This window comes from Komagataeibacter sp. FXV3, assembly GCF_015155755.1.
In the GTDB taxonomy this organism is placed as follows: Bacteria; Pseudomonadota; Alphaproteobacteria; order Acetobacterales; family Acetobacteraceae; genus Komagataeibacter.
In genome coordinates, this window is the sequence record NZ_VWPI01000154.1 from 1 (window position 1) to 25,197 (window position 25,197).

At 62.5% G+C, this 25,197-nt stretch carries 16 protein-coding genes and 1 pseudogene; 15 read left to right on the plus strand and 2 right to left on the minus strand.

Annotation, left to right across the window (positions count from 1 at the left end):
* The 13 genes and pseudogenes from F1542_RS14145 to F1542_RS14205 form a co-directional block, all read left to right on the plus strand.
* Window positions 1–580 (plus strand): annotated as a pseudogene (locus tag F1542_RS14145) (endoglucanase); the annotation flags it as partial.
* A gap of 188 nt (window positions 581–768) precedes the next feature.
* A complete protein-coding gene (bcsA, locus tag F1542_RS14150) occupies window positions 769–3,006 on the plus strand; it encodes a UDP-forming cellulose synthase catalytic subunit (RefSeq protein WP_193733592.1) in 2,238 nt (745 codons plus the stop codon).
* Window positions 2,993–5,413: a cellulose biosynthesis cyclic di-GMP-binding regulatory protein BcsB gene (locus tag F1542_RS14155; protein ID WP_346011959.1), complete on the plus strand. Its 2,421-nt coding sequence runs from the start codon at window positions 2,993–2,995 to the stop codon at window positions 5,411–5,413. The genes bcsA and F1542_RS14155 overlap by 14 nt, the downstream gene beginning before the upstream one ends.
* 2 nt (window positions 5,414–5,415) lie before the next feature.
* A complete protein-coding gene (locus F1542_RS14160; RefSeq protein ID WP_193733593.1) occupies window positions 5,416–9,405 on the plus strand; it encodes a cellulose synthase subunit BcsC-related outer membrane protein in 3,990 nt (1,329 codons plus the stop codon).
* Window positions 9,405–9,875, plus strand: a complete 471-nt coding sequence (bcsD, locus tag F1542_RS14165; protein WP_193733594.1) for a cellulose biosynthesis protein BcsD — start codon at window positions 9,405–9,407, stop codon at window positions 9,873–9,875. Before F1542_RS14160 ends, bcsD begins: the two co-directional genes overlap by 1 nt.
* A gap of 222 nt (window positions 9,876–10,097) precedes the next feature.
* Window positions 10,098–12,302: a beta-glucosidase gene (locus F1542_RS14170; protein WP_193733595.1), complete on the plus strand. Its 2,205-nt coding sequence runs from the start codon at window positions 10,098–10,100 to the stop codon at window positions 12,300–12,302.
* Window positions 12,303–12,313: 11 nt separating this feature from the next.
* Entirely contained in the window at window positions 12,314–12,988 is a 675-nt protein-coding gene (locus F1542_RS14175) for a hypothetical protein (protein WP_193733606.1), read from the plus strand.
* A gap of 76 nt (window positions 12,989–13,064) precedes the next feature.
* On the plus strand, window positions 13,065–13,523 hold the full coding sequence (locus F1542_RS14180; protein ID WP_193733596.1) for a cupin domain-containing protein: 459 nt from the start codon (window positions 13,065–13,067) through the stop codon (window positions 13,521–13,523).
* The gene (locus F1542_RS14185; RefSeq protein WP_193733597.1) at window positions 13,520–14,149 is read left to right on the plus strand and encodes an NUDIX hydrolase; all 630 of its coding nucleotides are present in this window, start codon (window positions 13,520–13,522) and stop codon (window positions 14,147–14,149) included. The genes F1542_RS14180 and F1542_RS14185 overlap by 4 nt, the downstream gene beginning before the upstream one ends.
* A gap of 277 nt (window positions 14,150–14,426) precedes the next feature.
* Window positions 14,427–16,313, plus strand: a complete 1,887-nt coding sequence (gene htpG / locus F1542_RS14190) for a molecular chaperone HtpG (RefSeq protein WP_193733598.1) — start codon at window positions 14,427–14,429, stop codon at window positions 16,311–16,313.
* A 528-nt stretch (window positions 16,314–16,841) separates the two neighbouring features.
* Window positions 16,842–17,933 carry an S-methyl-5-thioribose-1-phosphate isomerase gene (gene mtnA, locus F1542_RS14195; protein ID WP_193733599.1) on the plus strand — a complete coding sequence of 364 codons (1,092 nt, stop codon included), beginning with the start codon at window positions 16,842–16,844 and terminating at the stop codon, window positions 17,931–17,933.
* A 135-nt stretch (window positions 17,934–18,068) separates the two neighbouring features.
* Window positions 18,069–19,865 carry an aspartate--tRNA ligase gene (gene aspS, locus F1542_RS14200; protein WP_193733600.1) on the plus strand — a complete coding sequence of 599 codons (1,797 nt, stop codon included), beginning with the start codon at window positions 18,069–18,071 and terminating at the stop codon, window positions 19,863–19,865.
* Window positions 19,866–19,870: 5 nt separating this feature from the next.
* On the plus strand, window positions 19,871–20,779 hold the full coding sequence (locus F1542_RS14205) for an EipB family protein (protein ID WP_227672754.1): 909 nt from the start codon (window positions 19,871–19,873) through the stop codon (window positions 20,777–20,779).
* Here the strand turns inward: F1542_RS14205 and F1542_RS14210 are convergent.
* Window positions 20,754–21,539 carry an exodeoxyribonuclease III gene (locus F1542_RS14210; protein WP_193733601.1) on the minus strand — a complete coding sequence of 262 codons (786 nt, stop codon included), beginning with the start codon at window positions 21,537–21,539 and terminating at the stop codon, window positions 20,754–20,756. The two genes, F1542_RS14205 and F1542_RS14210, sit on opposite strands and share 26 nt — an antisense overlap.
* A complete protein-coding gene (locus tag F1542_RS14215; RefSeq protein ID WP_193733602.1) occupies window positions 21,536–21,901 on the minus strand; it encodes an iron-sulfur cluster assembly accessory protein in 366 nt (121 codons plus the stop codon). Before F1542_RS14215 ends, F1542_RS14210 begins: the two co-directional genes overlap by 4 nt.
* Window positions 21,902–22,028: 127 nt before the next feature.
* Here F1542_RS14215 and F1542_RS14220 point away from each other — a divergent pair, with 127 nt between their 5' ends.
* Together F1542_RS14220 and argS are read left to right on the plus strand one after the other, a co-directional pair.
* On the plus strand, window positions 22,029–23,207 hold the full coding sequence (locus F1542_RS14220; protein WP_193733603.1) for a deoxyguanosinetriphosphate triphosphohydrolase: 1,179 nt from the start codon (window positions 22,029–22,031) through the stop codon (window positions 23,205–23,207).
* Between the two features lie 108 nt (window positions 23,208–23,315).
* The gene (gene argS / locus F1542_RS14225; RefSeq protein ID WP_193733604.1) at window positions 23,316–25,121 is read left to right on the plus strand and encodes an arginine--tRNA ligase; all 1,806 of its coding nucleotides are present in this window, start codon (window positions 23,316–23,318) and stop codon (window positions 25,119–25,121) included.
* Window positions 25,122–25,197: the final 76 nt, after the last annotated feature.

The window sequence follows — 25,197 nt, forward strand, 5'->3', positions numbered from 1 at the left end:
GCCCCCACCACCTCCTCCATCGCCGGAAACCGTGGTGCGTCCCGCGCCGCAGCCGAAACCCGTTGCTCCGACAGCGGATGTGGTGCAGTCGGGTGGGCAGGAACGACGTGGCCTGCCACCGTTTACCGAAGCGCCTGCCGCCCCCGTGTCGCCACGTCCGGCACCGGCGCGGTCTGCGCCCTTCACGGTTGAAGCGTCTGAACCGGTGGTCGTCGCGACAGATGAGTGGGCCCCGGTACCCAAGGCGCAGCAGCGTCGTGGACAACGCCCGACAGGGCCTGGATTCTTCTTCGCCAAGGCAGGTGACCGGACCCAGATGGCCCGGTTGTTCCAATCCCCCCCGGTGCCGACATCACCGCCTGTTCCCAAACCTGTTTCCAAGGTGACCACGATGACCAAACTAGACAAGAATACATGGAGCAAGAGCGCGGGACGGCCGTCGGCCCCGACGGACAACTCCCCGACCCTGACGGAAGTTTTCATGACGCTTGGCGGCCGGGCCACGGATCGTCTGATCCCCAAGCCCAGTTTGCGTGAAGCCCTGCTGCGTAAGCGCGAAGAAGAAAACGGGGAATCCTGAACCCGGTCTGGCGGGCTGGACATTGTGGCAGGCCAGCCCGCGACGGGTAAAAGGAAGGGAATGACCCCACGTATGACCCGCAGGCCACGCGGGCCGAAAGGCGACATGACGGACCAGATGCGTCTGACGGTTTTCTTTTGAACGTAACTATCTGTTTTATCAGTATTTATTAATCGGACGAGTTATTGATGTCAGAGGTTCAGTCGTCAGCGCCTGCGGAAAGTTGGTTCGGCCGATTTTCCAACAAGATACTGTCACTGCGCGGTGCCAGTTACATAGTCGGGGCTGTAGGGCTTTTTGCCCTGCTGGCCGCCACTACAGTCACGCTGTCGATACATGAACAGTTGATTGTGGCATTAATATGTGTCGCGGTATTTTTCATTGTCGGCCGGCGTAAAAGCCGTCGCACGCAGGTCTTTCTCGAAGTGCTTTCAGCACTGGTATCATTGCGATACCTGACATGGCGTCTGACTGAAACGCTGGACTTTGACACGTGGATCCAGGGGCTGCTGGGTGTCACGCTGCTGCTGGCGGAGCTGTACGCACTGTACATGCTGTTCCTCAGCTATTTCCAGACTATTTCCCCCCTGCATCGTGCGCCGCTTCCCCTTTCGCCCAATCCGGATGACTGGCCGACGGTCGATATCTTCGTCCCGACATATGACGAGAGCCTGAGCATCGTGCGCCTGACGGTGCTGGCAGCGCTTGGCATTGACTGGCCACCCGAGAAGGTGAACGTCTATATCCTGGATGATGGCAAACGTGAGGAATTCGGCCGTTTTGCCGAGGAATGTGGCGCCCGTTACATCACCCGTCCAGATAATACGCATTACAAGGCCGGTAACCTAAACCACGCCATTAAGCGTACGACAGGCGATTTCATCCTCATCCTTGACTGTGACCACATCCCGACGCGTGCATTCCTGCAGATCGCGATGGGCTGGATGGTCGAGGATCAGAAGATCGCCCTGATGCAGACCCCGCATCACTTCTATTCTCCTGATCCGTTCCAGCGTAACCTGGCCGTGGGGTATCGCACCCCGCCCGAAGGTAACCTGTTCTATGGTGTCATTCAGGACGGTAACGACTTCTGGGATGCGACCTTCTTCTGCGGTTCGTGCGCCATCCTGCGCCGCAAGGCGATTGAGGAAATTGGCGGCTTTGCAACGGAAACCGTGACGGAAGATGCCCATACCGCGCTGCGCATGCAGCGCAAGGGATGGTCAACCGCCTACCTGCGCATTCCCCTGGCCAGTGGCCTCGCGACTGAACGCCTTGTCACACATATCGGTCAGCGTATGCGCTGGGCCCGTGGCATGATCCAGATCTTCCGTGTTGATAACCCGATGCTGGGGCCGGGACTGAAGCTAGGGCAGCGGTTGTGCTACCTGTCGGCCATGACGTCGTTCTTCTTCGCCATTCCCCGCGTCATCTTCCTTGCATCCCCACTGGCCTTCCTGTTCTTCAGCCAGAACATCATCGCCGCGTCGCCACTGGCGGTGCTGGCCTACGCCATTCCGCATATGTTCCATTCCATTGCGACGGCGGCGAAGGTCAACAAGGGCTGGCGTTATTCGTTCTGGAGTGAAGTGTACGAAACCGTCATGGCGCTGTTCCTGGTGCGTGTGACGATCGTGACGATGATATTCCCCTCCAAGGGCAAGTTCAACGTGACGGAAAAAGGCGGTGTTCTGGAAAACGAGACATTCGATCTTGACGCCACCTATCCGAACATCATCTTCGCCGTCATCATGGCCATTGGCCTGTTGCGCGGGATATATGCACTGATTTTCCAGCATCTGGACATCATTGCGGAACGCGCTTACGCGCTGAACTGCATCTGGTCGGTGATCAGCCTGATCATCCTGCTGGCTGCCATCGCCGTGGGGCGTGAAACCAAGCAGATCCGACATAGCCACCGTATCGAAGCCCATATTCCCGTTACGGTTTATGATTACGAAGGCAATTCAAGCCACGGCATTACCGAGGACGTGTCCATGGGTGGTGTGGCGATCCATATGCCCTGGCGCGATGTGACGCCGGATCAGCCCGTACAGGTTGTGGTGCATGCGATACTGGAGGGCGAGGAAGTCAATCTGCCGGCCACCATGATCCGCAGCACCAATGGCAAGGCCGTGTTTACATGGTCGATCAATAACATTCAGGTTGAGGCAGCTGTGGTCCGGTTCGTGTTCGGACGTGCTGATGCCTGGCTGCAGTGGAATAATTATGAGGATGACCGGCCGTTACGAAGCCTGTGGAGTCTGATCCTCAGCATCAAGGCACTGTTCCGCAAGAAGGGTCAGATGATTGCCCATAGTCGTCCCAAGAAAAAACCAATTGCACTGCCGGTTGAGCGTCGGGAGCCAACAACCAGTCAGGGTGGTCAGAAACAGGAAGGAAAGATCAGTCGTGCGGCCTCGTGATATGAAAATGGTGTCCCTGATCGCGCTGCTGGTCTTTGCAACGGGAGCACAGGCTGCCCCGATTGCATCCAAAGCGCCAGCCCCCCAGCCGGCGGGCAATGATCTGCCTCCGTTGCCTGCCGCCGCGCCTGCGGCGCAGGCGGGAAATAATGCCGCCCCTGGCGCTGCTGCTGCCACCGCTCCGGCAGCGGACGCGGCCAGCAACGCGGATGCGATACTGGACAACGCCGAAAATGCGGCCGGTGCCGGTTCCGATGTCGCGACCGTTCACACCTATTCCCTGAAGGAACTGGGTGCGGCAAGCGCATTGACCATGCGGGGTGCGGCACCGCTGCAGGGCCTGCAGTTCGGTATCCCGGCGGACCAGCTGGTCACGTCGGCCCGTCTGGTGGTGTCGGGTGCGATGTCGCCCAACCTGCAGCCTGACAACAGTGCAGTCACGATCACACTGAATGAACAGTATATCGGTACGCTGCGTCCCGATCCGTCGCACCCCGCGTTTGGTCCGCTGTCATTTGACGTCAATCCCATCTTTTTTGTTAGCGGCAACCGCCTGAATTTCAGCTTTGCCTCTGGATCGAAGGGATGTACGGACCCGGCCAACGGGCTGCAGTGGGCCAGTGTGTCCGAACATTCGCAACTGCAGATCACAACCATTCCGCTTCCCCCCCGGCGCCAGTTGGCCCGACTGCCCCAGCCTTTCTTTGACAAGACTGTAAGGCAGAAAGTGGTCATTCCGTTCGTTCTTGCACAGACATTTGATCCCGAGGTGCTCAAGGCCTCCGGCATCATTGCGTCATGGTTCGGGCAGCAGACCGACTATCGCGGGGTCAATTTCCCCGTCTTCTCCACCATTCCCCAGACAGGCAACGCCATCGTGGTCGGTGTGGCGGATGAACTGCCTTCCGCACTGGGACGGCCTGCGGTCAGCGGGCCGACCCTGATGGAAGTCGCCAATCCGTCCGATCCAAATGGCACGCTGCTGCTGGTGACGGGACGTGACCGCGATGAAGTCATTACGGCCAGCAAGGGGGTCGGTTTCGGTTCCAGCGCCCTGCCGGTCGCCAGCCGCATGGACGTGGCGCCGATCGATGTGGCGCCCCGTGTCGCGAATGATGCGCCATCCTTCATTCCCACCACCCGTCCGGTCAGGCTGGGTGAACTGGTGCCTGTCAGCGCATTGCAGGGGGAGGGCTATACGCCAGGCGTCCTGTCGGTTCCCTTCCGCGTGTCTCCCGATCTGTATACGTGGCGTGACCGGCCGTACAAGCTGAACGTGCGTTTCCGTGCGCCGGATGGCCCGATCCTCGATGTCGCACGTTCCCATCTGGATGTCGGTATCAACAACACCTACCTGCAGTCCTATTCACTGCGGGAGCAGAGTTCCGCTGTCGATCAGCTTCTGCGCCGTGTTGGTGTTGGCACCCAGAACGCGGGCGTGGAACAGCATACGCTGACCATTCCGCCGTGGATGGTGTTTGGTCAGGATCAGCTTCAGTTCTACTTTGACGCAGCGCCGCTGACGCAACCTGGCTGTCGCCCCGGGCCAAGCCTGATCCACATGTCGGTTGACCCGGATTCAACCATCGACCTGTCCAACGCCTACCATATCACGCGCATGCCCAACCTGGCCTACATGGCCAGCGCGGGGTATCCGTTCACCACCTATGCCGATCTGTCGCGTTCGGCCGTGGTGCTGCCGGATCATCCCAATGGCACGGTGGTCAGCGCCTATCTCGACCTTATGGGTTTCATGGGGGCGACGACCTGGTATCCCGTATCGGGTGTCGATATCGTTTCGGCCGATCATGTAAGCGACGTGGCGGACCGGAACCTGATCGTCCTGTCCACCCTGTCGAACAGTGGGGAAGTCTCCTCGCTGCTGTCCAACTCGGCTTACCAGATTTCGGACGGGCGGCTGCACATGGGGCTGCGTTCCACCCTCAGCGGGGTATGGAACATCTTCCAGGATCCGATGGCAGTCATCAGCAGCACGCATCCGACCGAGGTCGAAACGGCCCTGGCCGGTGGCGTCGGCGCAATGGTGGAAGCGGAATCCCCGCTAGCGTCCGGACGCACGGTGCTGGCCCTGCTGTCGGGTGACGGGCAGGGGCTGGATAACCTGGTCCAGATCCTGGGTCAGCGTAAGAACCAGGCAAAAGTGCAAGGTGACCTTGTGCTGGCGCATGGCGACGAACTGACATCCTACCGCAGTTCACCGCTTTATACGGTTGGCACGTTGCCGATGTGGCTCATGCCTGACTGGTATATGCACAATCATCCGATCCGCGTGGTTGTGGTCGGCCTGTTCGGCTGTCTGCTGGTGGTTGCTGTCCTGGTGCGTGCACTGTTCCGCCACGCGATGTACCGTCGCCGGCAGTTGCAGGAAGAAAGGCAGAAATCGTGATCATGAGTAGACGATACGTCTTTTCACTTTCTGCCGGCCTGCTTGCCAGCAGTTGCATGGGGGTGATGGTGGCTGTGCCGGTAGCCCGTGCACAGCAGGCATCAACGGCCATGACGGGGGCGCAGGCCTCTGGCGGGACGGCCGCGCCGCGGCAGATCCTGCTGCAGCAGGCACGCTTCTGGTTGCAGCAGCAGCAGTATGACAATGCCCGGCAGGCATTGCAGAACGCGCAGCGGATCGCCCCCGACTCGCCCGATGTGCTGGAGGTTCAGGGTGAATACCAGACGGCCATCGGCAATCGTGAAGCCGCAGCCGATACCCTGCGTCACCTGCAGCAGGTCGCGCCAAACAGCGCGGCGTCGAACAGCCTGACTGATCTGCTGCATGAGCGGTCAATCTCGACGGCTGACCTGTCGCAGGTCCGTTCCCTTGCCGCTTCAGGCCATAACGCGCAGGCCGTGGCCGGGTACCAGAAGCTGTTCAATGGTGGAAAGCCACCCCATTCGCTGGCGGTGGAATATTACCAGACAATGGCTGGCGTGCCCGCTGACTGGGATCAGGCACGGGCGGGACTGGCCAGCGTTGTGGCGGCCAACCCGCAGGATTATCGCGCCCAGCTCGCCTTCGCGCAGGCACTGACCTATAATACCCCGACCCGTATGGAAGGTCTGGCGCGACTGAAGGACCTGCAGGGTTTCCGGTCCCAGGCCCCGGTTGAAGCTGCGGCGGCAACCCAGTCCTATCGACAGACACTGAGCTGGCTGCCGGTCACGCCTGAGACGCAACCGCTCATGCAGCAGTGGCTGGCGGCGCATCCCGATGACACGGCGCTGAAAGAACACATGCTTCACCCCCCTGGTGGTCCGCCGGACAAGGCGGGCCTTGCACGCCAGGCAGGTTACCAGCAGCTGAATGCCGGTCGTCTTTCCGCAGCCGAGCAGTCTTTCCAGTCCGCACTGCAGATCAATTCGCATGATGCGGATTCGCTGGGCGGCATGGGCCTGGTCAGCATGCGTCAGGGCGATGCGGCCGAAGCGCGTCGCTATTTCCAGGAAGCGATGGCCGCCGATCCCAAGACGGCTGACCGCTGGCGTCCCGCGCTGGCCGGTATGGAAATCAGCGGCGACTATGCCGCCGTGCGTCAGATGATTGCGGCGCATCAGTATACCGAAGCCAAGCAGCGCCTGACGTCACTGGCACGTCAGCCGGGGCAGTTTACGGGCGCTACGCTGATGCTGGCGGACCTGCAGCGCACGACCGGGCAGATCGATGCGTCCGAACAGTCATATCGTTCCGTTCTGGCCCGTGACCCCAACAGCCAGCTGGCCCTGATGGGGCTGGCGCGCGTGGACATGGCGCAGGGCAATACGGCGGAAGCCCGCCAGCTGCTGTCACGCGTCGGACCGCAATATGCCGAGCAGGTGGGTGAGATCGAGGTGACGGGCCTGATGGCCGCCGCCTCACACACATCGGATTCGGCACGCAAGGTGTCCATCCTGCGTGAAGCCATGACGCAGGCGCCACGCGATCCGTGGGTGCGCATCAACCTTGCCAATGCCCTGCAGCAGCAGGGTGACGTGGCGGAAGCCGGCCGTGTCATGCAGCCGATCCTGGCCAATCCGGTTACGGCGCAGGATCGTCAGGCAGGCATCCTGTATACTTATGGTGCCGGCAACGATGCGGCGACCCGTCGCCTGCTGTCCGGCCTGTCGCCAGAGGACTATTCCCCGGCCATCCGGTCCATCGCCACTGAAATGGAGATCAAGGAAGACCTGGCCAGCCGCCTGTCGATGGTGGCCAACCCGGTGCCCCTGATCCGCGAAGCCCTGTCCCCGCCTGACCCGACGGGTGCGCGTGGCGTGGCCGTGGCCGACCTGTTCCGTCAGCGTGGTGACATGCTCCATGCCCGCATGGCGCTGCGTATTGCCTCGACACGCACGATCGACCTGTCGCCGGACCAGCGTCTGGCCTATGCCACAGAATATATGAAGATCAGCAACCCGGTTGCCGCCGCCCGCCTGCTTGCGCCCCTGGGCGATGGCAGCGGGAGCGGCACGGGCAATGCCCTGCCGCCAGAACAGCAGCAGACCCTGCAGCAGTTGCGCATGGGTATTTCCGTGGCCCAGTCCGACCTGCTGAACCAGCGTGGCGATCAGGCACAGGCATATGATCAGCTGGCCCCCGCGCTGCGGGCGGATCCGGAGGCAACTTCGCCCAAACTGGCGCTGGCGCGTCTGTATAATGGTGAAGGCAAGGCAGGCAAGGCGCTGGAAATCGACCTTGCGGTGCTGCGCCACAATCCACAGGATCTTGATGCCCGGCAGGCTGCGGTGCAGGCTGCGGTCAATAGCGGCCGCAAGAGCCTGGCGACCCGCCTGGCGATGGATGGCGTGCAGGAAAGCCCGATGGATGCCCGTGCGTGGCTGAGCATGGCCGTGGCCGATCAGGCGGACGGGCATGGCCACAGGACCATTGCGGACCTGCGCCGGGCCTACGACCTGCGCCTGCAGCAGGTTGAAGGGTCCCGCATGGCGGCGGGTACCGGCGCCGCTGGTGCCGAACAGGATGCGCTTGCGCCGCCTTCCAGCAATCCCTTCCGCCACCATGGCTATGGTCGGCAGACGGAACTGGGCGCGCCGGTTACCGGTGGGTCCTACAGCATGGAAGCGACCTCGCCCGAGGCGTCGGACCAGATGCTGTCCTCCATTTCCGGACAGATCAACACGCTGCGTGAAAACCTTGCCCCGTCCATTGACGGTGGCCTCGGGTTCCGGTCGCGTTCGGGCGAACATGGTCTGGGCCGCCTGACGGAAGCCAATATCCCCATCGTCGGCCGTCTGCCGCTGCAGGCGGGTGAGTCCAGCCTGACCTTCTCGATCACGCCAACCATGATCTGGTCGGGTGATCTTGATAGTGGTTCGGTCTATGACGTGCCCCGGTTTGGCACCGACATGGCGACACAGGCGTGGAACCAGTACGTCAATTACATGAACCGCAACAATCAGGGTTCCACCAGCCGTTACAAGTCCCAGCTTGTGAAGGGTGGGGAAGGCGAAGCCGGTTTCGCGCCTGATGTCCAGTTCGGCAACAGCTGGGTGCGGGCCGACGTTGGTGCGTCACCGATCGGCTTCCCCATCACCAATGTGCTGGGCGGGGTCGAGTTCTCGCCACGTGTCGGGCCGGTGACATTCCGCGTCAGCGCCGAACGCCGTTCGATCACCAACAGCGTCCTGTCCTATGGCGGCATGCGTGATCCGAACTACTATTCCGCCATCGGGCGCTATGCCCGCAGCCTGTACGGCAAGGAACTGGCCTCGCAGTGGAGCCAGGAATGGGGTGGCGTCGTTACCAACCATTTCCATGGTCAGGTCGAGGCAACGCTGGGCAATACCATCGTGTATGGTGGCGGTGGCTATGCGATCCAGACCGGCAAGAACGTACGGCGCAACAGCGAGCGTGAAGCTGGCATCGGCGTCAATACGCTGGTGTGGCATAACGCCAACATGCTGGTGCGGATCGGTGTCAGCCTGACCTACTTCGGTTATGGGAACAACCAGGATTTCTATACCTACGGGCAGGGCGGCTACTTCTCGCCACAGTCCTATTACGCGGCCACCGTTCCGATCCGTTATGCCGGTCAGCACAAGCGGCTTGACTGGGACGTGAATGCCTCCGTGGGCTATCAGGTCTTCCACGAACATTCGTCGCCGTTCTTCCCCACGTCTCCGCTGCTTCAGTCGGGTGCGCAGTATGTGGCTAATAATTACGTGACGAATGCGACAAGCTCTGATTATCTCTCACAGGAAACGGTAAATAGCGCCTATTATCCCGGGGACAGTGTTGCTAGTCTCACGGGTGGCTTTAATGCTAGGGTAGGGTATCGATTTACCCACAATCTTCGTCTTGATCTGTCGGGGCGCTGGCAGAAGGCCGGTAACTGGACTGAAAGCGGCGCCATGATTTCCGCACACTATCTTATTATGGACCAGTAATGACAACTTTCAACGCAAAACCGGACTTCTCGCTTTTTCTGCAGGCCCTGTCATGGGAAATTGACGATCAGGCCGGGATCGAGGTCAGGAATGACCTGTTGCGGGAGGTCGGCCGCGGAATGGCTGGTCGCCTGCAGCCGCCCCTGTGCAACACCATCCACCAGTTGCAGATCGAACTGAATGCCCTGCTGGGCATGATCAACTGGGGCTATGTGAAGCTGGATCTGCTGGCGGAAGAGCAGGCCATGCGCATCGTGCATGAAGACCTGCCGCAGGTCGGCAGCGCGGGTGAGCCGTCGGGCACATGGCTGGCCCCGGTGCTGGAAGGTCTGTATGGCCGCTGGATTACGTCGCAGCCCGGTGCGTTCGGTGATTATGTTGTCAGCCGTGACATTGATGCGGAAGACCTGAACTCCGTCCCGACCCAGACCGTCATCCTGTATATGCGCACCCGCAGCAACAGCAACTGACCTGAATTGCCCGGCCGTTTTTGCCGATAACCCCGCTTGCAGGCATGTACATGACCTGCGGGTGGGGTTTTTTTACACCTGTTGCCCTGATTTCCAGCCCCACATTGCGCCAGGTCATGCGGATTGGGGATAGAGTGTTTCAGTAATATTGCCGTAGCAGGCAGATGGGACCATCTGGCCCGCGTCTCTGCTACCCCGAATTATCAAGGAGGAGCCTGCCGCATGAAATTGTCCCGCAAGATATTCCTGCTGTCTGCCGTGGCGTGTGGCATGATGGTGGCGCACGGTGCCGCGCATGCCCACGCCGCGAAGGGTCCGACCGATCCGGCGGATGAAAGGGCGCGGCAGGTGCTCGCGCATATGAGCCTGCAAGACAAGATGTCCCTGCTGTTCAGTGTGGATGGTGGCGGGTTCAATGGCAGTGTTGCCCCTCCGGGTGGGCTTGGCTCGGCGGCCTACCTGCGCGCGCCCGCGGGGTCGGGCCTGCCTGACCTGCAGATTTCCGATGCGGGGCTTGGTATCCGTAACCCCGCGCATATCCGTAAGGATGGTGTGGCGGTTTCCCTGCCATCGGGCCTGTCCACCGCCAGTTCGTGGGATATGGACATGGCGCGCGAAGCCGGGGCGATGATTGGTCGCGAAGCATGGCAAAGTGGCTTTAACGTCCTGCTGGGCGGTGGGGCCGACCTGACCCGTGATCCGCGCGGTGGCCGCAATTTCGAATATGCGGGCGAGGATCCGCTACAGACCGGTCTCATGGTCGGCAGCACCATTGCGGGCGTGCAGTCACAGCATGTGATCTCCACCCTCAAGCATTACGCGATGAATGACCTTGAGACATCGCGCATGACCATGAGTGCCGATATCGACCCCGTTGCCATGCGCGAAAGCGACCTGCTGGGGTTCGAGATCGCGATGGAAACCGGCCATCCCGGTTCCGTCATGTGTTCGTATAACCGCGTCAATGACCTGTATGCGTGCGAAAACCCGTACCTGCTGACCAAGACGCTGAAGCAGGACTGGCATTATCCCGGCTTCGTCATGTCCGACTGGGGTGCGACCCATTCTTCGGCCCGTTCGGCGCTGGCGGGACTGGATCAGGAATCCGCTGGTGATCATACGGATGCACGGCCCTATTTCCAGACGCTGCTGGCGGCGGATGTGAAAGCGGGCCGGGTGCCGCAGTCCCGTATTGACGACATGGCACAGCGTATTGTCCGCTCCCTGTTCGCACAGGGGCTGGTTGATCATCCGCCCGTGCGTGCGCCGCTGGATGTGGTGACCGATACCCTTGTCGCCCAGCGTGATGAGGAAGAAGGCGCGGTCCTGCTGCGTAACGAGGGCAATGTCCTGCCGCTTGCCCCCACGGCCCGCATTGCGGTCATTGGTGGCCATGCGGATGTGGGTGTGATTTCGGGTGGTGGTTCCAGCCAGGTCGATCCCATCGGGGGCGAGGTGGTCAAGGGACCGGGGAAGAAGGACTGGCCGGGTGATCCGGTGTATTTCCCGTCTTCCCCGCTCAGGGCCATGCGGGCCGAGGCCCCGGCCGCCCATATCACCTATGATCCGGGCACGAATATCGCGGCTGCCGTCCGTGCCGCCCGCGCGGCCGACGTGGCCGTCGTGTATGCAACGCAGTTCACCTTTGAGGGGATGGACGCGCCGAACATGCACCTTGACGCCAATGCGGATGCCCTGATCGCCGCCGTCGCCGCCGCCAACCCGCGCACTGTCGTGGTCATGGAAACCGGCGACCCGGTGCTGATGCCATGGAACGGCAGTGTTGCGGGCGTGCTGGAGGCATGGTTCCCCGGTTCCGCCGGTGGCACCGCCATCGCCCGGCTGCTGTTTGGCAAGGTCGCGCCATCAGGCCATCTGACCATGACCTTCCCGCAGGCTGAATCCCAGCTTGCCCATCCCGACATCGCGGGTGTGAACGCAAACAATGTGTTTGAGATGCAGTTCCATACCGATCAGGAACTGGTTTACGACGAAGGCAGCGATGTCGGTTACCGCTGGTTCGACCGCAATCACCTCAAGCCGCTCTATCCGTTCGGCCATGGCCTGACCTACACCACCTTCGCGACCGATGGGCTGGCAGCGGGCTATCACCACAAGCAGCTGACGGTGACGTTCAACGTGCGCAATACCGGCACGCGTCCCGGCGTGGACGTGCCGCAGGTCTATGTCGGCCTGCCCGACGGGGGCGCGCGCAGGCTGGCAGGCTGGCAGCGCGTGAAGCTGGCGCCGGGCGAAAGCCGCCAGGTCTCGGTACGGGTCGATCCGCGCCTGCTGGCCCATTTTGATGGCAAGCATGACCGGTGGGACATACCTTCGGGCCGGTTCCGGGTCTGGCTGGGTCATTCGGCCGTGGATGACAGTCAGCAGGTGAGCGTGCATCTGTCTGGCCGCACGCTGGCGCCGTGAGGCGACACACCATTGGCAGGGGCCGGTTTCTGGCGGCGGTAATCGTGGGGGCTGGCCTGTTCAATGCCAGTTCCGCCCGGGCGGATGGCCTGTCCTGGCCCGATACCCCGTCCGGGCGCGCGCATCTGCTGACAGTCGTGCAGGCCCTGGAAAAGACGCTGCGGACCCATGCCAGCGCCACGGTGGCGCTGGAGGGCTGGTGCGCCAGCCACCATATGGCCGACCGGCCCGTGGTGGTGGCGCAGAAGGCGGCCCTGCCGCAGCCTGACCCGGTGCCCGCGCAGGTGCGGGCCGATCTGGGCATAAATGCCACGCAAACCGTGCGGCACCGGCGCGTCCGGCTGACCTGTGGCACGCATGTGCTTTCGGTTGCGGATAACTGGTATGTGCCTGATCTGCTGACGTCGGAAATGAACGCCACGCTGGAGCATACGGACACAGCCTTTGGCCATGTCGTGGCGCCGCTGCATTTCACCCGTGAGCGGCTGCAGCTTGCCCCGTTATGGACGCCGTGGCCCGGCCCATTGTCCGGAACGGCCAGCGGGCGGGTCGTGGCGCCGTCCAGCATCATGCAACAGCGCGCGGTGCTGCGCGACGGGCAGGGGCGCCCCTTCAGCGAGGTGATGGAAACCTACACGGACCAGACCCTCGATTTCACGCCGTCACCGGATAGCAGGCAGCGGTAGGGCATTCTGTCATTTGCGGTCTGGTGGCAGGGGCGCTACGCCGGGGCATGAAATCATGACCGGAGCCAGAACCACCATGACAGATCTGCGTAACCCCGGCACGCCTGCCGCAACCGTGCGGCAACTGCTGGGCCTGCAACCCCACCCCGAAGGCGGCAGCTACCGCGAAATCTGGCGTGACATGCCCGCTGATGGTCCGCGTGGCGCGGTCTCGACCATCACGTTCCTGCTGGCGGCAGGGGAACGTTCGCACTGGCACCGGGTTGATGCAGCGGAAATCTGGTGCTGGCAGGGCGGTAGCCCGCTGCTGCTTGAAATCGCGGCGGGGCAGGGCGCGCCTGTCGAGCGGATCGTGCTGGGGCCGCTGCCCACGCAGGGGCAGGTGCTGCAGGCAGTGGTGCCACCAGGCGCATGGCAGGCGGCGGCCAGTCAGGGGGCGTGGAGCCTCATGGGCTGTCAGGTCGCGCCCGCTTTTGTCTTCAGCCAGTTTGAACTGGCGCCGCCCGGCTGGTCACCTGAAGGAGAAAATGCATGACAACCCCGCAATGGCTGGTCTGGGCCCGTGACCTGCAGGCGCTGGCGCAAAGTGGCCTGACCTATGCCGAAAGCCCGTTCGATCGTGAACGTTATGAAAGCATACGGCAGATCGCGGCCGACATGATGGCGGCAGGCAGCAACGCCGACATGGAACGCGTGCTGGACCTGTTCAGCCAGCAGGACGGTTATGCCACGCCAAAAATCGTGGTGCGGGCCGCCGTGTTTGATGATCGCCAGCGTATCCTGCTGGTGCGCGAGGTGCTGGACCATGACCGCTGGACCCTGCCTGGCGGCTGGGCGGATGTGAACCTCAGCCCGGTGGAAAACACGGTCAAGGAAGTGCGCGAGGAAAGCGGATATGATGTCCGTGTGACCAGGCTTGCCGCTGTATGGGATCGTGACCGGCAGGGCCATCCGGCTGCACCGTTTTCATGCCACACGCTGTATTTCATATGCGCACTGACTGGCGGACAGGCGCAGACCAGTGTCGAAACATCTGAAATCGGCTGGTTCGGCCCCGATGAAGTCCCCACGGACCTGTCCATGGGCCGGGTTCTGCCCCATCAGATCGCGCGCATGTTCGATCATGTCCGCGATCCGTCCCTGCCGACGGATTTTGATTGAAAGAATGACCCGGAGCTAAGCAATGAGAAAAGTTTTCGGGTGCCGCCTTTTTTCAAAAAGGCGGCGTGCCCTGAAGCTTTTCGGGAAAAGCTTCACCAAAAACTTTCCCTGATTGCCCGATGTTTCCCGGGCCGGTTTTCCAGATGGCCTTTTACAGGCGGGATGCCGGAACGGTCTCGAAGTACTCCTGCATGCAGGCCATTGAAAACGCCGCGAAGATTTCCATATTCATTACAAATTGAAACCTGACCATATTTTCATGAACAAAGGACCGGCAATGACGGAAAACACAACGACAACCCCGCCCGAAGCCACGGGCGAACAGCATGAATTCAGCGCCGAGGTCGGCCGCCTGCTCGACCTTGTGGTGCATGCGCTTTATTCCGAACGCGAGATTTTCCTGCGTGAACTGGTGGCCAACGCGGCGGACGCGACCGACAAGCGCCGTTTCGAGGCGCTGACCGATGGTGCGCGCGCCCTGCCTGATGATGCAAAGATCCGCATCAATCCTGACAAGGACGCCCGCCTGCTGACCATAAGCGATGATGGCGCGGGCATGAGCAAGGAAGATCTTGCCCGCAACCTTGGCACCATCGCGCGTTCGGGCACCCGTGCCTTTGGCGAGGAACTGGCCAACGCCAAACCCGAGGACAAGCCGAGCCTGATCGGGCAGTTCGGCGTGGGCTTCTACGCCGCTTTCATGGTGGCGGACCGGGTGGATGTGATCTCGCGCCGGGCGGGCAGTGACGAGGCCTGGTGCTGGTCCTCCACCGGCAAGGGCAATTACACGATCAGTCCGGCGACCCGTGACAGGGCGGGCACCGACATCATCATGCATATCAAGGAAGATGCGAACGACTTCCTTGATTCGTGGCAGCTTGAAACCATCGTGCGCAAATGGGCTGACCATATTTCGTGGCCCATCACCATCGTCAAGGATGATGGCGAGGAAACGTCGGCCAACAAGGGCACGGCGCTGTGGCGCAAGCCACGTGGCGAGATTGATGAAGAACAGCTGAACGAATTCTATCGTCACGTCAGCCACAACTTCGACACCCCATGGGCCACGCTGCACTGGCATGCCGAAGGGATGCTGGAATTCTCGGCGCTGCTGTTCATTCCCGGCAGCAAGCCGTTCGAATTCGCCGAACCGGTGCGTGAAAGCCAGATCCGCCTGCATGTCCGCCGCATGTTCATTACCGATGATGCAGGGCTGCTGCCGCCGTGGCTGCGCTTTGTCACCGGCGTGGTGGATACCGAGGACCTGCCGCTGAACGTATCGCGTGAAATGCTGCAGGCGACCCCGGTGCTGGCGCGCATCCGCAAGGCCGTGACCAATCGCGTGATCTCCGAACTCAAGACCCGCAGCAAGGACGAGGCGGATTTCGAGAAGTTCTGGGACAATTTCGGCCCGACCTTCAAGGAAGGGATCTGGGATGATGCCGAACACCGCACGGAACTGGCCACCATCGCGCGCTTCCGTTCCAGCACGCAGGATGGCTGGACTACGCTGGACGCCTACCTTGAGCGCAAGAAGCCCGAGCAGGAAGCCATCTACTACCTGACCGGCGACCGCACGGAAATGCTGCCGTCCTCGCCACAGCTTGAAGGCTTCCGCGCCCGCGGAATCGAGGTGCTGCTGCTGTCGGACCCGGTGGACTCCTTCTGGCCCGAACGTCTGGGCGTGTATAAGGACACGCCGCTGCGTAATATCAGCCAGTTCCACACCGATCTGGAAAAGTTTGGCGCGCCGGAGGAAACGCAGGCTGAAAAGGACGCGCTGGAAGTCGTCATCCCCGCGCTGAAGGAAGCCCTGGGTGATGCGGTATCGGATGTGAAGGGCACCAATCGTCTGGTCAACAGCGCCGTGGTGCTGGCGGCCCCCGAGTCCGGCCCGGACCTGCAGATGATCCGGCTAATGAAGCGTAGCGGCCAGCAGGTGCCCGACACCGCGCCCGTGCTGCAGGTCAATCCGGCGCATCCGCTGATTGCGGACCTTGCGACCCGGGTGAAGAACGGTGATCCGGTGCAGGACATTGCCCTGACGCTTATGGACATGGCCCGTATCCAGGATGGCGAAAGCCCGAAGGACCCGACCGGCTTTGCCCAGCGCCTGACCACGATCCTGACCCGCCTGCCGCTGTCGGACGGACCGCAGGGCTGAATATTCCAGCTTTAACGATCTGATCGGCATGATCCCGCCATGCATCGCGCATGGCGGGATTTTTTGTTCTTGCAGGCCGTCAGCCATAAGGAAGCTTCTGGTGAAGCATTTTTCAAAAAGTTTCGAAAAACGCTGTCTTTGTGGAAAAAGGGGGCACCCGGAAATTTTTATGGTTTTCCATCAATAATCTGTTTTCAGACAGCTTTTTATGGTGCTCGGCCTGCCGGCCGCGTCCGGGGCCATTCTTTCGTGCATTCCCATGGCGTGATGATCCCTGTCCCCCTTTCCTTTGCGGGGCATCAGGGCCACATGCACGATCGGACATGCGTTGCGGTGTGGAATACCATGCGGACTGCCTGTATGATGGTTGCCATGCGGGGACAGGGTCATGTTGCCACGTGGTACAAAAGGCCCATATTGCCGGTTCATGAAGTATTCGGGGCCGAAGGGGCTTGAATGCCGGTGGGCCGGATGCTTCCCTACGCGCCCTTTTGTGTGTTCTGGTTTTTGGATGGCGGCACGTATTATATGAAGATTGATAACGTCTCTTATCGCAGCGTATGGGTGGACACGGATGATGGCTGGTCGGTCCATATCTTTGACCAGACCCGCCTGCCGTGGTCGCTTGATATCCTGCGCCTGACCGAACGTGATCAGGTGGCGCATGCCATCCGCACCATGCAGGTGCGTGGCGCGCCGCTGATCGGGGCTGTCGCGGCTTACGGACTGGCCCTGGCCCTGCGCCGTGACAGCAGCGATGAAGCCATGGAACGTGACGCGGCATTGCTTGCGGCCACGCGGCCTACGGCGGTCAATCTTGGCTGGGCGATCCGGCGCATGCTGACCCGACTGCGCACCACGGCCGTCGCGGATCGTGTGGCGGCGGCGTATGACGAAGCCGGGCGCATCTGTGATGAAGACGTGATCCAGAACGAGGCCATCGGCCGACAGGGCCTTGAACTGATCGAGGACATTGCCGCCCGTCGCCCCGGCCCCGTCAACATCATGACCCACTGCAACGCGGGCTGGATCGCGACAGTGGACTGGGGCACCGCACTTGCCCCGATCTACATGGCGCATGACCGGGGCATTGACGTGCATGTATGGGTGGATGAAACCCGCCCGCGCAACCAGGGCGCATCGCTGACCGCATGGGAACTGGGCCGCCACGGGGTGAAGCATACGGTCATTGCCGATAATGCCGGTGGGCACCTGATGCAGCATGGGCAGGTGGACATGGTGATCGTGGGTACCGACCGCGTAACCCGCACGGGGGATGTAGCCAACAAGATCGGCACCTACCTCAAGGCGCTGGCGGCGCATGACAATGGCGTGCCCTTCTGGGTGGCGCTGCCGTCCACAACCATCGACTGGACCATCAACGATGGCGTGAAGGAAATCCCCATCGAGGAACGTGACGGGCGCGAAGTCACCCATATACAGGGCCGCGACGCCACCGGCCACGTGACCAGCGTGCAGCTGGTGCCCGATGGTAGTGCTGCCGCCAATCCGGCGTTTGACGTGACACCCGCGCGCCTTGTGACCGGGCTGATTACCGAACGCGGCCGCTGCCCCGCCACGGCGGACGGGCTGTGCGACCTGTTCCCCGAATACGTGTAAGGTGCGGCCCCGCAGGCCGGGGCTGCCACCTATAACCTTGACAGGCGTGGGCGGGATTGGCTTTGTCGCGCCTGCAACCGGGTGTGGCCCCTTCGGGGCGCATCCCCCAAAATCTGGTAGAATCAGGACAAGATCATGCATCCCTATCGTACCCATAGCTGTGCGGCCCTGCGGGCTGCAGACGCCGGGCAGACGGCCCGCCTTTCCGGATGGGTACACTCCAAGCGCGATCATGGCGGCCTGCTGTTCATTGACCTGCGCGACCATTTCGGCATGACGCAGATCGTGATCCCCGCGGGTTCCCCCGTTCTGGAAACGGCGGAACGCGTGCGCGTGGAAAGCGTGCTGACGGTCACGGGCGAAGTCGTTCTGCGTGATGGCGCGACCAAGAACCCGAACCTGCCCACCGGTGAAATCGAACTGCGCGCGCGTGAGATCGATGTCCAGTCCAGCGCCGACGTGCTGCCGCTGCAGGTGGCGGGCAGTGAGCATTACCCCGAGGACCTGCGCCTGACCTACCGCTACATCGACCTGCGGCGTGAGAAGGTGCATCGCAACATCATGCTGCGCGCGCAGGTGATCGCCAGCCTGCGCAGGCGGATGACGGACCTCGGCTTCGTGGAATTCCAGACCCCGATCCTGACCGCGTCCTCGCCCGAGGGGGCGCGCGACTTCCTGGTGCCCGCGCGCATGCATCCGGGCAAGTTCTATGCCCTGCCGCAGGCCCCGCAGCAGTTCAAGCAGCTTGCCATGGTGGCGGGCTTCGACCGCTATTTCCAGATTGCACCGTGCTTCCGTGACGAAGCCGCCCGTGCCGACCGTTCGCCGGGTGAGTTCTACCAGCTTGATTTCGAAATGGCGTTCGCGACACAGGAAGACGTGTTCGCAACCCTTGAGCCGGTGATGGAAGGCGTGTTCCGCGAATTCGGCGGTGGCCGGATTGTCAGCGAAGGCCCGTTCGAGCGCATTCCCTACGCCACGGCCATGGAAGTCTATGGCAGTGACAAGCCCGACCTGCGTAACCCGCTGAAGCTGTCGGATGTGACCGAAGCCTTCGCCGGTTCCGGCTTCGGCCTGTTTGCGCGTATTGCCGCTGACGGTGGCCAGATCCGCGCCATCCCCGCCCCCGGTGCGGGTGACCGTCCGCGCGCGTTTTTTGACAAGCTGAACAACTGGGCACGCGAATCCGGCGCAGGCGGCCTTGGCTACATCATCTTCGCCGAAGAAGGTGGCAAGGGCCCGATCGCCAAGAACCTTGAGGCCGACCGCATCGAGGCCATCCGCGCCAGGACCGGCCTGACGGCAGGGGATGCCGTGTTCTTCGTCGCGGGCAAGGGCGATGAGATGGTCAAGTTCTCCGGTGCCGTGCGCACGCGGGTTGCGACCGAACTGGACCTGATCGAACAGAACGCCTTCCGTTTCTGCTGGATCACGGATTTCCCGATGTACGAGCGTAATGAGGAAACGGGTGAGATTGATTTCTCCCACAACCCGTTCTCCATGCCACAGGGTGGCATGGACGCGCTGCAGAATCAGGACCCGCTGACCATCAAGGCGTTCCAGTACGATATCGTGTGCAACGGCATTGAACTCTCCTCGGGCGCGATCCGTAACCACCAGCCCGACGTGATGATTCGTGCGTTCGAGATCGCGGGTTATCCCGCCACCGAGGTCGAGGCCCGCTTTGGCGGCATGCTCAACGCCTTCCGTTATGGCGCGCCCCCACATGGCGGTTCGGCCCCCGGTGTGGACCGTATCGTGATGTTGCTGGCTGATGAGCCGAACATCCGTGAAGTCATCCTGTTCCCGCTGAACCAGCAGGGTGAGGACCTGATGATGGGCGCCCCCGCCCCGGTCGAGCCGCAGCGGCTGAAGGAACTGTCCCTTGCCCTTGACCTGCCGAAGCCCAAACCCGGTCAGGCCAAGAACTGAGTGGCATGATGCCGGCCGATGCACTTGCCTTCCTGATGCCCCGTGCCGTGCAGTACGGGGTGCCGGTGGGGCGGTGCGTGATGGTGGGCATGACGCTGGCGGCCCTGTGGCGCGCCACGCCGGTGCAGGCGGCGCCGGTCATGGCCGCCCACCGCGCGGTCTATGACCTGACGCTGGTGGCGGTCAGTGGTGGTGATGTCGTCACGGCGGAGGGCAGGCTGACCTTCGTACTGTCCGATATGTGTTCGGCATGGTCCACGCAGCAGCAGTTGCACCTGCGTACCGTGGACCGTGACGGGGCGGAAACGCTCAGCGATTCAGATTATGCCGTGCTGGAGGAAAAGGACGGATCATCCCTCGTATTCCGTGCCGACCAGACGGAAAATGGCCATCCCGCCCCCCGTATCGCGGGGGAAGCGCATATGCGCCCCACCGGGGGGCTGGTTCATTACACCGCCCCCGCTGCGCATGACGTGACGCTGCCCGCAGGCACGCTGTTTCCCGTGGCCCACACGGCAGCCGTCATTCAGGCGGGGCAGGACGGACAGGGGCCGATTGCCCCCTTCCTGTTCGATGGCACGGTGGATACCGGGGCGCTGGGCACGTACGTGCTGTTTCTGGGGCATGATGCGCCGCCGGTCGCGACCGCGTTCCCCGTCCTTGCCCCGCTTGCGGCGCAGCGGGTGCATGTTGCGTATTACAATACCACCACGCGCGACATGACCCCGGTGTTCGAGACGGGCATGCGCTATTTCAGCAATGGCGTGGCCGACCGGGTGGATATGGATTTCGGGCAGTTCCGCATGTCGGGCACATTGCGTGAATTCCGGCTGCTGCCCGTGCCCGACCATTGCCCGCTGCCCGGCGGGGCACGCGGGCATGATGGCGTCAGCCCGGCGCATCCGCCAGCGTAACCGCCAGCGGCACATGGTCGGATGGCTGTGGCCTGCCGCGTTCGTCACGGGCGGGACGTGCTGTCAGCAGCCGTTCGGCAACACGGGGGGACAGCAGGGCATGGTCAATGCGCAGCCCGCTGTCGCGCTGCCATGCCGCCGCCTGATAATCCCAGAATGTATAGAACCGCCCCACCGGGTGCAGTGCACGCAGCGCATCGGTCAGCCCCAGCCACAACAGACGGCGGAAGGCAGCACGGCTTTGCGGGCGGACCAGGGCGTCATCGGGGGACAGCGCGCCGGGCGCACAGTCCTCGTCGGTGGGACAGACATTGTAATCACCCAGCAGGACGAAATCCTGACCGGCCTGCAGCAGGCCGTGCGCGTGCAGCGCCAGTGCCTCCATGAACGCCAGTTTGGAGTCGTAGCCGGCAGAGCCACCGGAATTGCCGTTGGGCAGGTACAGATTGCCAAACACCAGCCCGCAACTGCGGATTTCGACATAGCGTGCCTGTACGGGGTCGGTTTCCCAGCCGGGCAGGGCAGTGTGCGTGACGTCGTGCGGGTGGCGGGTCAGGATGGCGACGCCGTTATAGCTTTTCTGCCCCACGACAACGCTGTCATAGCCCGCTGCCTTGAACACATCGACGGGAAAGACGTCGGTCTGGCACTTGATTTCCTGTAGCGCCAGCACGTCGGGCCGTTCGCGGGCCAGATAGTCCAGCACATGGTCCTGACGCTGGCGGATGGAATTGACGTTCCAGGTGGCGAATTTCATCATTCGACCGAAAAGCTCGTGCCACATCCGCATGATGACGCGGCATGGGGATTGCGCACGGTAAAGTGCGCGCCCATCAGGCTGTCATCAAAATGCAGTTCCGCCCCGGTCAGCAGGTCCATGCTGGCCGGATCGACCACGACACGGACCGTGCCCGCCGGGATTACGATATCATCGGGCTGGCTTTCGCCATCCAGTGCGAATTTGTACTGGAAGCCGTTACACCCACCGGCCTCGACCGATACCCGCAATGCAGGCTCGCCCCCGGGGCTTGCGGGCTGTTCATCCAGTATTTCACGCAGGCGGCGGGCGGCGGCGTCCGATACGCGGAAGCTTTCAGTGGCGGGGGCAGGGGGCATGGACATCGGGTTTCACCATGATCAATGGCGCGCAGGCTTATGGGATCATGTTGGCCACGGGCTGCGCGCGGGTTATGGATGGGCGGCGGCATCATCATGTGCCGTTCCATCCATGGCTGGATCCTGATCATATATGAGCACTGCACCCTATGCTGTCCAGACCGCCACGGCCCGTGGCAGGCTCTATCCCGAAGCCGAGGCCCCGACCCGTAGCCCATGGCAGCGTGACCGGGACCGGGTGCTGCATTCGGCGGGGTTTCGCACGCTGCAGTACAAGACGCAGGTGTTCCTCAACCACGAAGGTGATTTTTTCCGCACCCGCCTGACCCATTCGCTGGAAGTAGCCCAGGTCGCCCGCTCCATCGCGCGCAGGCTGGGGCTGGAGGAAGACCTGACCGAAAGTCTCGCCCTGGCGCATGACCTTGGCCATACCCCTTTTGGCCATGCGGGGGAGGAAGCGCTGTCGGCCGCCATGAAGCCGTGGGGCGGTTTTGATCACAATACGCAGTCCCTGCGGCTGGTGACGCTGTTGGAACGGCGGTATTTCGCCTTTGATGGCCTGAACCTGACATGGGAAATGCTCGAAGGGCTGGCCAAGCATAATGGTCCGGTGGACCATCCCACGCCCTATGTGGCCGATTACGCGGCCCGGCACGGGCTGGAACTGGGCAGCTATGCCGCGGCTGAAGCGCAGGTCGCGGCCCTGTCGGATGATATCGCCTATCACGCCCACGACCTTGATGACGGCCTGCGCGCGGGCCTGCTGCATATCGAGGACCTGGAAACCCTGCCCGTGGTGCGGGAAGCACTGGCCGATGCCCGTACGGCCCAGAGGCTCAGCGGATGTCAGGCCAGCAATAACGATCCCCGCCTGCGCCATGAAACCATCCGGCGCGTCATCAACACGCTGGCTATGGACCTGATCGGGCAGACCCAGCGCAATCTTGAACGCCTTGCCCCGACCTGTTCCGATGATATCCGCCATGCCGCCCGACCCGTGGTGGCGTACAGCCCGGACATTGCTGCCGCCAATCTGGAAATCCGCAAATTCCTGTATGCGCGGCTGTACCGGCACTGGCGCGTCAATCGCATGACGCGCAAGGCGCGGCTGACGGTCGAATCGATCTTCACCATCCTGTCGGAAAACCTCACACTGCTGCCCGATGGCACGCGGGAGCCAGCACTTGCCTCCCGTGATGCGGGCGACAGGGCGGGTGCATGCCGCGTGGTGGCGGATTATATTGCCGGGATGACCGATCGCTGCGCGATGGAGGAATATCGACGGTTGACGGACCTGTCCTCGCCGGGGTGAAACACGCCCATCGCATTTATCCGATTGCCTGCCGTGCCGGTATCACGGCAGGCCCTTCCTGCCGGGCCTGAAGGTCCATTTACCGTTTTTGTTGGGAAACCGTGCCGCATGTCAGACAGTCTGTTCGTCCGTTACCTTACGCATGTGCGCGCAGCACTGGGCCGGATCGTGCCCGACCTGCCGCCTGCGCTGCTGGACCGGGTGGAGGTCACCCCCACGCGTGACCCGGCCCATGGCGATCTTGCGACCAACGCGGCACTGGTCGTGTCCAAGGTGGCACGCCGCCGCCCGGCTGAAATCGCGGCCGAACTGGTGACGGCGCTGGCGGATGTGCCGGGCATTGCCCATGCGGAAGTAGCAGGCCCCGGTTTCGTCAACATGCGTCTGGCGCCTGCCGTGTGGCAGGGTATTGCGCACAGCGTGCTGGCATCCGGTGAGGATTACGGCACCAGCACCGCGGGCAACGGGGTGAAGGTGAATGTGGAATACGTGTCCGCCAACCCTACCGGCCCGATGCATGTCGGCCATTGCCGTGGGGCCGTTGTGGGTGACGTGCTGGCCAACCTGCTGATCAAGGCGGGTTACGAGGTCACGAAGGAATATTATATCAACGATGCCGGCGCGCAGGTCATCGCCCTGGCATGGGCGACCTACTGGCGGTACCTGCAGGCGCTGGGCACCACCGTGACCGAGGCGGAATTCGCCGCTGTCGTGCCCGGCGGCGCGATCCAGTACGGCGGCGACTATCTGGTGCCCGTGGGCGAGGCGCTGGCCCACAAGTATGGCGATAAACTGGCTGCCCCCGGCCTGAAGCCCGCCGATCCCGCCCTGTGGCTGGATACGGTGAAGCGGGAGGCGGTCGATACCATGATGGCCATGATCCGCGAGGACCTTGCGGCCCTGGGCGTGCATCATGATGTCTTTACCAGCGAGGCGAAGATCCTGGCCGATGGCGAAACCGATCGCGCCATCGCACAGCTGGAAAAGAAGGGCCTGATCTACGAAGGCGTGCTGGAACCGCCCAAGGGCAAGCTGCCCGATGACTGGGAAGCGCGGCCGCAGACGCTGTTCCGCTCCACCGAATTCGGTGATGACGTGGATCGCCCGCTGCGCAAGTCCGACGGGTCGAACACCTATTTCGCCAACGACATCGGCTACCATGCCGACAAGATCCGCCGCGGTGCGGATGTGCTGGTGGATGTATGGGGTGCCGACCACGGCGGCTATGTCACCCGCATGAAGGCGGCGGTCGCGGCACTGGCTGTGGACGGGCGGCCGGTGCTGGACGTGCTGCTGTGCCAGATCGTGCGGATCGTGCGCGATGGGCAGCCGGTGCGCATGTCCAAGCGCGCGGGAACCTTCGTCACCCTGCGCGACCTGATTGACGAGGTCGGGCGCGACGCCGTGCGTTTCACCATGCTGACCCGCAAGGCCGATGCGCAGATGGAATTCGACCTGGACCAGGTCGTGGCGCAGAGCCGTGACAACCCCGTCTTCTATGTGCAGTACGCCCATGCGCGCTGCTGTTCCGTCCTGCGTTCGGCGGCGGAGATGGTCAATGATGGCAAGATCCCGGGTGGCATCACGCCGGCGGAACTGGCGGGCGCGGACCTGTCGGGCCTGACGGCGGATGCGGAACTGGCGCTGCTGCAGCGCATGGCGCAGTGGCCACGCATGGTCGAATCGGCAGCCAGCGCGCATGAACCGCACCGCATTGCCTTTTACCTGAATGAACTGGCATCGGATTTCCATGCATTGTGGAATCGGGGACGCGACGATGCGACCCTGCGCTTCCTGCAGGAAAATGATATTGCCGCCACCCGCATGAAGCTTGCCCTTGTCGAGGCAACGGCAACCGTGCTGCGATCGGGGATGAAAGTGCTCGGCGTACAGCCGGTCGAGGAGATGCGATGAGCCCTGACAACACGTCCCCCCCCAATGTTCCCCCTGACAGCAGGGGCGACAACCCGCCCGCGCCCGATCCCTATTC